This window comes from Azospirillum sp. SYSU D00513, from assembly GCF_017356015.1.
In the GTDB taxonomy this organism is placed as follows: domain Bacteria; phylum Pseudomonadota; class Alphaproteobacteria; order Azospirillales; family Azospirillaceae; genus Azospirillum.
Genome location: NZ_JAFIQV010000006.1, coordinates 24,461 through 36,907, shown reverse-complemented (window position 1 = coordinate 36,907; position 12,447 = coordinate 24,461). Strand labels below are relative to the sequence as shown.

Sequence of the window (12,447 nt, the reverse complement as noted above, 5' to 3'; positions counted from 1 at the left end):
CGGGGATCAGGGGGCGCCCGGCCCGGTGCCGGGAAGCGCCGGCTCCGGCACGCGCGGGGCGAGGCGCGACCAGAGCGGGCGCTCACCCGCCACCGCCAGGAACAGCAGGGTCGCGGCGAGATAGATCGCGCCGGTGACGGCCAGCCCGACCTCGATCCCGACGGAGGTGAAGAGGGCGCCGACGATCAGCGGCCCGAGCATCTGCCCCAGCTTGTCGGCGGCGCGCTGGAAGCCCATCGCCTTGCCGGTGCCGTAGGCCTGCACGGACTTCAGGTTCAGCGCGAAGGCCGACTGCGCCCCGCCGGACAGGCAGCTTCCCAGGCTCAGCATGAAGACGGCCAGCACCATCGCCGGCATGCCGTGGTTCACGTAGAGCCAGACCAACCCCGTGCTGCCGATCAGCCCGCCCGCCGCGATGAAGGCCTTCTTGCGCGGCGTGCGGTCCACGATGCGGCTGATCATCGGGGCGATGTAGATCACCGACAGGCCGTAGATCATCAGGATGCGGCCGATGTTGGACTGATTCACCCCGAGATCGGCCAGGTAGATCGGCAGCGAATAATAGAGCAGCCCGACCTGCGCGATCGAGAAGGGAACGACGCTGCACAGGAGGAGCGCCAGGAAGTTCCGGTCGAACAGCACGGCGCGCAGGCCCACCCGCGCCTCGGCGGGAGCCGCCGCCGTGCCGCTCACCGGCACCGACGCCGGCACGGCGGCCGGGGTTGCTGCGGGAAGCGGCCCGTGCATGTAGGGGCGCATGAAGGCGAAGGCAAAGGCGAGCGGCACCAGCATCGCCCCGGCCGACAGCAGGAAGACGGGCGTGAAGCCGATCTGCTCGGCGAGCATGGCGCCGATGGCCGTGCCGCAGATGTGGCCGGCGAAGATGCCCGCCATGAGGTTCGTCACGCCCTGGGCGCGGGTCGCCTGCGTCCCGTGCTGGAAGACGAAACCCTGGATGCCCATCCAGGCGAGGCCGTAGCCGAGGCCGACCACCCCGCGGCACAGGATGAAGGAGACCGCCGTGTCGGCGTTCCAGGCCAGCAGGGCGCCGAGAATGCTGATCGCCAGCCCGGCCAGGAAGGGCACGTGCCAGCCGCGCCGGTCGGTCAGCGCGCCCGCCAGCAGCGCCGTGAACAGCGCGCACAGCATCTCCAGCGAGATCGGCAGCGCCATCATCACCTGGCGCGGCAGGCCGAACAGTGGCTCGTACAGCGTCTGCATCTGCAAGGGGATGAAGGACAGAGGCAGCGCCCAGGCCAGCAGGAAGGTGAAGACGGCCGGGCGCGCCAGCATGTGGCGGGTCGCCTCCTCCCCCGCCCTGTCGGACTCGCCGGCGGCCAGCGACCGGCGCACGAAGACCCGCAGCAGGATGGACAGCTCGAACACCGCGAGTGCGGCGAGCAGGACCAGCGTGCCGGAATCGAGCATGCGCTGCCGGATGCCCTCCCCGATGCGTTCCGGCGACAGGTGGATGCGGATGAAGCCGGCGAGCGTGCGGCTACCGTCCGCCGCCTGGGGCTGGAGCGGCAGGAAGATGTCGTAGTCCGGATCCCGCAGGTCCGCCCCGGCGGCGGGTGCGGGCGCCGTCACCTTGCCGGACTGGTCGGCCTTGTAGAGCAGCGCCTCGCTCGTGTCGCGGATCTCGAGGTAGCCGATCTCCGGCACGCTGGAGACGATGCGCTGGAACTGGTCCTCGATCCGCACCAGGCTGGTGATCTTGATGCCCTTGCCGAGGATGGTTTCGATGTCCCGCTTGACGAAGTTGGTCAGCCGCTCCGCGTTGCCGCGGGTCATGGACAGATATTCGTCGCGGAAGCTGCGGATCGTCTCGAACGAGTAGTAGCCTTGCGCCGCCACGATGGCGATCAGCGGCACGGCGTAGATCTGCGCGCCCGACAGCCGGTTCTGGCGCAAGCCCCGCCCGAGGAACAGGAAACGCATCAGGATCGCCAGTGCCGCCGCCCCGGTGGTGAGGCCGAGGATCCGGAGGTTGTCCTGGAGAGCCGCCTCGAACCGTTCGCGCACGACCTCGTCGGAGAAGGACAGGACGAGCGTCCCCGCCAGGGCGCCGGCCTTGGTGCGGATGGCGAAGAGCGCCAGATGCCGCCCATCCTCCTCCGCCATCGTGAAGGTTCCGCCTCTGGCGAAGGTCTCGCGGGCCGCCGCCAGGGCGGAACCGGCGGGCTTTCCCCCGCCCTCGAGGCGGAAGGCCTCCCGCCCGTCGGGCAGGGAGAGGATGATGCCGTCGAGTTCGGGAAGCGCCGTCCTCACGCCCTCGGCCAGCTTCTGCATGCCGTAGAAGGCCTCGATCGGCTTGCCGAAACGGACGGCCCCCTCGATCTTCAGGACGGCGTCGGCGCCCGTGACCTTCACGCTCGCCACCAGAGACTGGAAATAGACCTTCTTCAGCGAGGCGAGCGTCAGGCCGCCGTTCAGGGTCTGAGCGATGATCAGGATGAGGATGCTGCCGGCGAGCACCTTCCAGAGACCGCCCAAACCGCGACGCGCCATGTCCCGACCCCGCTTCCTATGGTCCGAAATCCAAACGACTTCCCAGATGTCCATGAGACGGCCGGGCAAGGCAATGCGATCAGGCGCCACCCCCGCAGATTGCGGGAGGAGAAAGTAATATAAACAATAATTCCCGAGTACCCGTGACTGCCATAGCATGAGCATAGTCGAACCGTATAGGCCGTTCAACGCGGCGGGCGGTGGATATCACAGCCGTGGAGCGGGTGTCGGCTCTAGCAACGGCGCGGCGACCTGTTGTACGGTTCGGCACCGGGCAGGACGAAAGGTGATTGCGGCGTTCAACCGCGATTGTTCACCCGTGACTGTTCAACCGCGACACTGGGCGGGCAAGGCGCATGGCGGCCGTTCTGAACTCCCTCAAGGCCAAGGTCTTCCTGCTGGTCATCCTGCTGCTGGGCGTCATCGCCGCGACGGTGATGGTGCTGAGCAAGCACGACGTCGAGCGCGCCATGCTCGATGCGGAGATGGAGGGGGCGCGCAACGTCGTCCGGCTGGTCAAGGCGGACATCACCAACCGGTACCGCGGGTTGGTGGCGGAAAAGGTCCGCACCATCACCGCGCGCAAGCAGCACCTCAAGCAGACCAGCGGCATGGTGCAGGCGACGCTGGAGCGTTTCGCCGCACTCGCCGACGAGGGCCGCCTGACGGAGGACGAGGCCCGCGTGGCGGCGCTGGACTGGCTGACCCACGCCCGGCTCGACGAGGCCGGTCGGCAATATCTCTTCGCCTTCGACCTCCAGGGCCGCGCGCTGGCCTATCCCGAGCCGGAAATGATCGGCCAGGATCTCGGCGGCTTCACCGACTACAAGGGGCGCGGCGTCGTCCAGACCGTGCGGGAGGAGACGGAGCGCTACGGCAGCACCTTCTCCACCTACCGCTGGAAGGAGATCGGCCGGGACGAGACGGTGGCGAAGTTCGGCCATTTCTTCCTGCTGCGCCGCTGGAACTGGGTGGTGGGCACGGTCAACGACGTGCGCGATGTGGAAGCCGACGTCCGCCGCCGCATCGACGCCTTCGTCGCGGAGCTGCGCGTCACCATGCCGGCGATCCATGTGGCGCGCACCGGCACCGTCTTCGTCTTCGATGGAAAGGGCGAGGTCGTCGTCCCGCCGCGCGGCAATCCCGGCATCGCCGGAGAACGCAACGCGCTGTCCGGCGGCCGGCTCCTCGACGAGCTGAAGGCCGCCGCGACGGAAGAGGGGACCACCTCCGTCTACCACGCCTCGGCCGGCGGGGAGCGGATGGAGTCCCACGCCTCCTACTTCAAGGCGCTGGACTGGTACGTGGTGGCGACCACCTCGACCGAGGAGATCGCGCGTCCTGCCCAGCTGCTGATCGCGCGGCAGGGCGCCATCTTCGCGGTCGTGCTGCTGGTCAGCGCGGCACTCGGCTATCTCTATTCGGCGCGGCTGGCGCGGCCGCTGGTGCAACTCACCCGCTACGCCAACGAGCTGTCGGGCCAGGACTTCTCAAAGCCCGCCCCGGCACCCGCCGGCAGGGGGATCGCCGACCTGCCGGAGCGCCGCAAGGACGAGGTGGGGCGGCTCGCCGGCGCTTTCGTCTACATGGAGCGCTCCTTGCGCGACAACGTGCGCTGGCTGATGGACGCGACCGCCGCGCGCGAGCGGATCGAGAGCGAGTTGACCATCGCCCGCGACATCCAGCTCGGGCTGCTGCCCAAGATCTTTCCCGAGCCGCCGGAATCGCACGGCTTCGAGCTGTATTCCGCCCTGCGCTCGGCCAAGGAGGTCGGCGGCGATCTCTACGACTTCTACCTGCTGGACGAACACCATCTCTGCTTCACGGTCGGCGACGTGTCCGGCAAGGGCGTTCCGGCGGCGCTGTTCATGGCGATCACCAAGACCCTCATCAAGGTCATGGCGGACCGCACCGGCGAGCCGGCGGAGATCCTGGCGCGGGTCAACGACGAGCTGTCGCTCGACAACCCGAACATGATGTTCGTCACGCTTGTGGTCGGCATCCTGGACATCCGCACGGGCGCCGTCCGCTACGCCAGCGCCGGCCACAACCCGCCCCTGCTGGTCGGGGCGGACGGCAAGGCGCGGTACCTGAAGGCGGGCACGTCGGGCATGGCCTGCGGCATCATGGAGGGCGTGCCCTACGGCACGGCGACGGTGGAGCTGGCGCCGGGCGACACGCTGCTGCTCTACACCGACGGCGTGACCGAGGCGATGGACCCCGACAACGAGCAGTATTCGGACGCCAAGCTGCTGGATCTCATGAACGGCGGCGGGCCGGGCCGCACCGCCCGGACCATCGTCGACGCCGTGGTCGACAGCGTCGCCGAGCACGCGAACGGCGCCGAACAGTCCGACGACATCACCGTTCTGGCCCTGCGCTTCTGCGGCGTGACGCCGAACGGCGGGCCCGTCCCGCTCGTGCCCACCCCGCTGGTGAAGGAAATCTAGCATGCGCGCACCGACCCGCCTCGCCCGCCTGGCCGGCGCCGGCCTCCTTCTTGGCCTTCTCGCGTTGCCGGCCCAGGCGCAGACCGCGCCGCCGGTCCCCCAGCAGGAGGCGGCCCCCCAGCAGGAGGCGGCCCAAGTCCCGCTGGGCGACAAGGGCAGCTACGCCACGGCGCCGCGGCTGAAGGACGGCCGGAAATGGCGGATCGGCTATCTGGAGGGCGGTCAGTACCCCGATTACGAGGTGATCCTGAAGACCACCCTGCGCGGGCTGATCAATCTCGGCTGGATCGAGCCGATCCAGTTCCCGGCGGAGAACAACCCGGAACCCGGCGGTTTCTGGCGCTGGCTGTCCGCCAACGCCAAGAGCGACTATCTGGAGTTCCCGGCGGACGCCTATTACGCCGCCGGAAACTTCGACGCCGCCAAGCGGCCGGAAACGAAGGGCGCGCTGCTGGAGCGGCTGAACGGCGCCGGCGACATCGACCTGATGATCGCCATGGGCACCTGGGCCGGGCAGGACCTGGCGAACGACGCGCACCGCGTGCCGACCGTCGTCGCCTCCACCAGCAACCCGGTCGGCTCGAAGATCGTGCGGAGCGCCACCGACTCCGGCTTCGACCATCTCCACGCGAAGGTGGAGCCAGACCGCTACGCCCGGCAGGTCGAGATCTTCCACGACGTCATCGGCTTCCAGCGGCTCGGCCTCGTCTACGAGGACACGCCGGAGGGCCGCACCTTCGCCGGCGTCGAGGAGGTCGAGCGGGTGGCGGCCCAGAACGGCTTCGAGATCGTGCGCTGCCTCGCCCCCTTCAGCGGGGTGGCGCAGGAGGTCGCGGAGACGCGCGTCGCCGGCTGCTACGCGGAGCTGGCGCCGAAGGTGGACGCCGTCTACGTCACCGTCCACCGCGGCGTGACCGTCGGCAACCTGCCCAACATCCTGGCGCCGGTCAACCGGGCCAAGATCCCGTCCTTCTCCATGCTCGGCTCGCAGGAGGTGCAGCACGGCGTGCTGATGAGCATCTCCCAGGCTGGCTACAGCTACGTCGGCCAGTTCCACGCTGAGACCATCGCGAAGGTCTTCAACGGCGCCAGGCCGCGTGACCTGGAGCAGCGCTGGCTCGCCCCGTCCAAGATCGCGCTGAACCTGAAGACCGCCGAGATCATCGGCTACGACCCGCCCGTGGACATCCTCATCGCCAGCGACGAGCTGTTCGAGGAGATCGCGGGTCCGGCACCGAAGATGTGAGGCGGACATGACCCGGAACGGGAGCCGGCGATGAACGGAACAGGCCTGAAGGTCCGGCTGGCGAACCGGCTCTCGGAGATCGAGCCGCTGGCCGAGGCCGTGGAGGCCTTCTGCGAGGAGCACGAGGTTCCGCCGCAGAGCGTCTTCCACCTGAACCTCGTGCTGGACGAGCTGATCACCAACATCGTCTCCTACGGCTACGACGACGAGGGGCCGCATGAGATCGAGGTGCGGCTGGAGCTTGCCGGCGGCCGGCTGACGGCGGAGGTGGTGGACGACGGCCGCCCCTTCGACCCGCTCTCGGCACCGCCGCCCGACCTCGACGCCTCGCTGGAGGACCGGGCCATCGGCGGGCTGGGCGTGCATTTCCTGCGCACGCTGATGCAGGACGTCGAGTACCGCCGCAACGGCACCCTCAACCAGATCCGTTTTTCCAAGACCCTGGCCGCCGGTGACGAAACCGACCGATGACCGGCCCGGCTGACGTCCCCTTCGCCCCGCTCCTGGAGCCGGTCGTCGCCGCCGCGCGCGACGGGCTCGCCCGGACCCGCGCCGAGGCCGGGAGCCGCATCACGCCCGATGCCTGGGCCGGGGCGGAACGGGCGCTGTGGCGGCGGCTGGGCGAGACGGCGGGGCCGGCCCTGCTCGACGCCTTCCGGGCGGAGAACCCACTGCCCCTGCTCGCCCGGCTGCACCGGGACACGCCCGACTGGGTACCGCGCGAGCGTTATGACGCTTTCCTGTCCGCCGCCCTGGCCGACGGCCGCTTCCTCGACCGCTGGCCGGTCCTGGCATTGCGCCTGCGCGCGATGGCGGAGGACTGGCGCGCGGCCATGGCCGATTTCGCCGCGCATCTCGCCGCCGACGAGCGGGCGCTGCGGGCGAGCCATAGGGACTGGCGCGCGGGCGTGCCCCCGGTCGCCGGGATTGCCTTCGGCCTGTCCGACCCGCACGCGGGCCGCACGGTCGGACGGATCGATTTCGCCGACGGCCGCACCCTGGCCTACAAGCCCCGCTCGCTCGCGGCCGAGGCCGGGTTCAGCCGGCTGCTCCGCGCCGTATCGGGGCAGGACGGCGCCCCACGGCAGAGGGCGCCGCAGGTCATCGACCGCCGCACCCACGGCTGGATGGAATGGGTGCGGCACGAGGATCTGCGCGGCGCGGAGGAGGCTGGCGCCTTCTACGAGCGGTGCGGCGGGCTGCTGGCCCTGCTGGACCTCTTGCGCGGCGGCGACATCCACCCGGACAACCTCATCGCGGCCGGTGCCTGGCCGATGATCCTCGACCTCGAATGCCTGTTCCAGCCCGGCCCCGCCGACCTGGGCTGCCAGGATCCGCTGGATGACCCGCACCTCTTCACCAACGGGGTGCTGCCGGTCTTCACCTCCTACGACGGCGGGGCCACCATGGCGGCGGCGGCCGCGGCGGGCGCCGGGCCGGGGCCGGTGCGCGAGGGACGGCGGCTCGCCCATCCGGGCAGCGACTGGATGCACGCCGCCAGCGGGCCGGTCGCCGGATTCGACCCGAACGGTCCGCGGCTGAACGGGCAATGGCTCGACGTGCGCGACCACGCCGACGCCCTGGCGCGCGGCTTCGCGGCGACGCTGGCGGCGGTCGCCGCGCGGCGCGCAGACCTGCTCGGCCCCGGCGGCGCGCTCCGGCGGTTCCGCCGTGCCCGGATGCGTCTGCTCTGCGCGCCGACGAACCTCTATGCCCTCGTGCTGGAACCGGCCCTGTCGGGCGACGGGCTGACGGACGAGTCGGTGTTCCGGACCCGCCTGTCCCGCGCCGAGAGGCGCCCGGCTCTCATCGGCGACCGGGAGCGCTGGCGGGCGGTGCTGCGGGCCGAGGCGGTGGCCATGGACCGGCTCGACGTGCCGGCCTTCACCTTCGCGCCGTCGGGCCGCACCGCCCGTTCCGTCGAGGGCGCCCCCATCGGGCGGGTGTTCGCGACGCCCATGTACGAGCGGGTCGAACGGGCGCTCCTCGCCTTGGACGAAGGGACGATCCGGGCCAAGGCCGGCCTCCTGCGCGCGGCCTTGCGCCGCCCGGAACCCCGGGCCGAGCCGGCGGCCACACAAGCCGCTCCACCGACAACTGATGCCCGCGACGCCCTGCGGCGCGTGGCGGGCCGGGTGGAGGAGCTGAGCGTCCGGCTGGGTCCGGACTCGGTTGCCTGGGTCCGCTTCTGGGAGCAGATGCCGGCCCCGGTGGCGCCGGTCGGGCCGGGGCTGTGCTATGGTGCTGCCGGCATCGCGGTCTTCCTCGCCGAGGCGGCGCGCGCGCTGGACGAGGACGGCCCGGCCCGCCTCGCGGCGGAAGCCCTGCGTCCCGTCCGGGACCGGATCCGCAACGGCGATGCGTCCGGACTGGCGGCGCGGCTCGGCCCCGGCTACGGGCGCGGCATCGGCGGGGTGATCGCCGGGCTGGCCTGGTGCGGCACGCTGCTGGAGGAGCCGGCGATGATCGCCGACGCCGTGACGCTGGCCGGAGCGGCCGGGACGGCGCTGAAGGCCGAGGGTCCCCTGCCCGACCTGATGGACGGCGCCGCCGGGCTGGCGCTCGGGCTCGGCGCCCTGCATGACGTGGCGGGGAACGACCCGGCGATTGTCGGTGCCCTCGCCGCATCCGGAAAGGCCATCCTGTCGGCCTCCCGCCAAGCAGGGCCAAGCCTGCGGGACTGGCCGGACCGCAAGGGGAGCGGCCTGCCCGGCCTGTCCCACGGGGCGGCGGGGATCGCGGCGGCGCTGCTGCGGATCCGTGCCGTGACGGGAGAGGACGCGCTGGGGCAAGCCGCCCTGGAGGCCTTCGCCTACGAGGACACGCTGTTCGACCCGGCGCTGGGCAACTGGCACCGCCCCGGCAACGGGCGGCGGCCGGACACCGTCCTGTGCACCTGGTGCCACGGCGCGCCAGGCATCGCGCTCGCCCGCCACGCGGCGCTGAGGCTTCTGGACGACGCCGGGCAGGATGCGGGTGCCGCCTTCCGGGAGTCCATCGCCACCGCTATTGCCACAACCCGGCGCACCCCCATCCCCGGCAGCGACGACCTCTGCTGCGGCGAGGCCGGACGGCTGGAGATCCTCTCCGTCCTCGCGGCGGCCCTGGGCGACCGGGAGTTGGAGGGGGAAATCGAGGCCGCCCTGGCGCAACGTCTGCCGGGCTGGGCGGCGGGCGGCGGGCTCTTCATGTCCGCCGGTGCGCCCGGCGCGCCTGAAGATCCCTCGCTGTTCCGGGGGATCGCCGGGATCGGCCATCTGCTGGTGCGCCGGCTGGCCCCGGCCTTTGCCGCCGGCGTGCTGCTGCCGGGCTACGGCGCGCCGGCGCCGGTGAGCTGGCGGCGGGCGAAGGCGGCGAAGAAGCCGTCGCGGGCCATCAGCGCCGCGTAGCTCCCCTCCTCCTCGACCCGGCCGTTGTTGAAGACGACGATGCGGTCGGCCTTCTCCACCGTGCTCAGCCGGTGCGCGATCACCAGCCGCGTGGCGGCGATGCGGTTCAGGCTGTCCGTCACGGCGGATTGGGTCCGGTTGTCGAGCGCGCTCGTCGCCTCGTCCAGCAGCAGGATGCGCGGCTTTCCGACCATCGCGCGCGCCAGCAGCAGCCGCTGGATCTGGCCGCCCGACAGACCGGAGCCGCCGTCGGTCACCACCGTGTGCATGCCCATGGGCATGGCCTCGATGTCCTCGGCCAGGGCGACCTGCCGCGCCGCCTCCCAGGCGGCCTCCTCCGGCAGGTGGGTGGCCGCACCCAGGATGTTGTCCAGCAGGCTGCCCGGCATCAGCCGCCCGTTCTGGAGCACCACGCCGCACTGGCGCCGCACCGCCTGAACGTCGAGCCCAGCCAGGTCCACCCCGTCATAGAGGACCACGCCGGAGTTCGGCTGCTCGAAGCCCAGCAGCAGCCGGAACAGGGTCGATTTGCCGGTCCCGGACGGGCCGACGAAGGCGACGAACTCGCCCGGCCGGACGCTCACCGACAGGTCGTTGAAGACGCGCGGCGCCTCCGGATGGTACTGGAAGGTCAGGCGCGAGATCTCGATGGCGCCGGACAGCTCCCCCGGATCGGCCTTGTCGATGTCGGCCTCCGGCCGGGCCTTCAGGATCGGTTCGGCGTGGCGCACGACCGGGCCGAGCGCCAGGATCTCCACCGCCACCGTCGCCAACCCGCGCACCCCTTCGAGCGCGGTGGTGAAGGCGGTCAGGAAGGCGACCAGCAGGCCGAGGCCGGTCCCCTCGGCGAGCCCGCCATAGACGCAGGCGGCCATCAGCGCCGCCGTCGCCAGTCCCGTGTAGCCGGCGGTGACGGCGCCCAGCAGCCCCGCCGCCCGGTCCGCGCGGAAATGCGACCGGCTGGCGCCGGCATAGAGCCGCGCCCAGCGGAAGAAGGCGCGGTCCTCCGCCGCGGCGAGGCGCAGCTTGGAGATGCCCGAGGCGAGTTCCAGCGACAGCCCGACCACCTCGCCGTCCCGGGCCACGGCCTCGGCCTCGCGACGCACGCGCGCCCAGCCGAGCGCCAGCGTGATGGCGGCGAGCAAAATCGTCAGCCCGATCGCCACGAGGCCGAGCCGCCAGGAATAGGCGAGCATCATCCCGTAGGAGACGAGAGCGATCATGCCGGTCATCACCGAGCCGACCATGGAGGCGGTGAGCGCCTTCTCCAGCCGTGCCACCGCCAGCACCCGCGTCGCCATGTCGCCGGTGGTGAAATCGCGGAAGAAACCGGTGGGCAGGCGCAGCAGCCGGTCCATGACCGCCGCCTGCAGCCGGCTGCCCTCCAGCCCTTCCAGCCGCAGCATGGTGAGCTGTGCCGCCATGCGCAGCAGCAGGGTCATGGCCGACAGGATGGCGAGTCCGGCGGTGATCTCGACGATCTTGCCGAGGTTGTTGTCGGGGATGACCGAGTCAAGCAGGTAGGTCATTGCCAGGGGAACGCCCATGGCGAGCAAGCCGGCCAGGAAGGTGGCCCCGGCGACCGTCGCCAGATCGCCCCTCCGGGCCTTCAGCGTGTTCGCAACGAGGTCGCGGACGGTGAGCGGACGGTCGGGCAAGGGCGGGTAGAGGGCGAAGGCCTCGCCCCGCAACGCGGCGGCCTCCCGGCCGGTCAGGCGTATCGCGGACCGCGCGACGGGGTCGTAGGCCTCGTAGGCGCCACGCCCGGCCGGCACCAGGGCGAGCGGCCCCGCCCCGTCCTCGCGCAGCAGCAGGAAGGCGCCGGAATCGGTCTTCCACCAGCCGGGATCGAGCGTCAGCGCCCGAGTCCGCAACCGGCTCGCCCGGGCGATCTCGTCGAGCGTCAGCGGGCGCGGCTCGTCGTCGCGACGCATCGGCAATTCGAGTTGAAAGCCCAGTGCCGCCCCCAGATGCGCGAGCGCCAGGACCAGCGGCTGGTCGGAGTGGAGGTCCTCTCCTCCGCCATTCCCGGTGCCGAGGACGGAGCCCAGCGCGCGCAGGGCTAGGTCGGCCGAGCGGCGGTTGCCCTCGGCGCGGGCACGCAGCCGGTTCAGCTCATCGACCGAGGCGAGACGCAAGGCCGTGGGCAGCACGTCCACCGCCAGCGCGTGGAAGCGCTCCAGCGCCGCCTCCAGCCCGTCATCCTCCAGCAGGGCAGCGGTGGAGACGGCCGTGACGGACGCGCCCTCCGGCACGACGATCCAGCCGTCGGCGGTGAGCGGCAGCGGCGGGCCGTCCTCCTCGACCGGCTCAAGGTCGACGTAGAGGGCTCCGTCCCGGTCCGCCCGGCACCAAGCCACGCCGTGCGCCCCGCCGACCCGGCCCCCCTTGGGCACGGGAACGGTCTCGCCCGCCGCCACGATCCCGTCGAAGCGGGGCCGGGGGACGATGTGGCGGGTGATGGCCTGGGACAGCCCCTCCACCCAGCGCTCCACCGCGCCGGCCGCGTCGCCCTCGGCGAGGCCGGCACGGTCCAGCTCGGCGGCCCGGTCCAGCTCGGCCACACGCGTGTCGGGCGTGCCGGCGGCGAGGAACATCACGTCAAGCAGGCTGGCAGCGCTGTCCATCCCGAACAGCAGGTCGCCGGCCCGCGCGCCGAACAGGTGCTGCCGCGTGCCGGGGCGCCCGTCCTCCAACCGCTCGACCAAAAAGACCTGCACCTCCCCGCGCAGCACGAGGAAGCGGCGCCCCGGATCGTCGAGCGACAGCGGGCGGTTCCCGGTCACGTCGAAGACGCGTCGGTCCTCCCGGACGGTGCCGGCCAGGAAGTCGGCTATGGGATCGGCCATGC

Annotated in this window: 6 protein-coding genes; 4 read left to right on the top strand and 2 right to left on the bottom strand. The window is 71.6% G+C overall.

Features of this window, described 5'->3' with window-relative positions:
• Positions 1-6: 6 nt before the first annotated feature.
• On the bottom strand, positions 7-2,511 hold the full coding sequence (locus tag JUB11_RS06350; protein WP_207457410.1) for an MFS transporter: 2,505 nt from the start codon (positions 2,509-2,511) through the stop codon (positions 7-9).
• A 356-nt stretch (positions 2,512-2,867) separates the two neighbouring features.
• Between JUB11_RS06350 and JUB11_RS06345 the strand changes: the two genes are divergently transcribed.
• From JUB11_RS06345 to JUB11_RS06330, 4 genes are read left to right on the top strand one after another with little or no spacing between them, the layout of a single operon-like run.
• The gene (locus JUB11_RS06345; RefSeq protein WP_207457408.1) at positions 2,868-4,961 is read left to right on the top strand and encodes a SpoIIE family protein phosphatase; all 2,094 of its coding nucleotides are present in this window, start codon (positions 2,868-2,870) and stop codon (positions 4,959-4,961) included.
• A 1-nt stretch (position 4,962) separates the two neighbouring features.
• On the top strand, positions 4,963-6,207 hold the full coding sequence (locus tag JUB11_RS06340) for an ABC transporter substrate binding protein (RefSeq protein ID WP_207457406.1): 1,245 nt from the start codon (positions 4,963-4,965) through the stop codon (positions 6,205-6,207).
• Positions 6,208-6,237: 30 nt separating this feature from the next.
• Positions 6,238-6,678, top strand: coding sequence for an ATP-binding protein (locus tag JUB11_RS06335; protein WP_207457404.1), 441 nt, complete (start codon positions 6,238-6,240; stop codon positions 6,676-6,678).
• Entirely contained in the window at positions 6,675-9,596 is a 2,922-nt protein-coding gene (locus tag JUB11_RS06330) for a type 2 lanthipeptide synthetase LanM family protein (protein WP_207457402.1), read from the top strand. The genes JUB11_RS06335 and JUB11_RS06330 overlap by 4 nt, the downstream gene beginning before the upstream one ends.
• Here JUB11_RS06330 and JUB11_RS06325 read toward each other — a convergent pair.
• A complete protein-coding gene (locus JUB11_RS06325) occupies positions 9,518-12,445 on the bottom strand; it encodes an NHLP bacteriocin export ABC transporter permease/ATPase subunit (RefSeq protein WP_207457400.1) in 2,928 nt (975 codons plus the stop codon). The two genes, JUB11_RS06330 and JUB11_RS06325, sit on opposite strands and share 79 nt — an antisense overlap.
• Between the last annotated feature and the right edge of the window lie 2 nt (positions 12,446-12,447).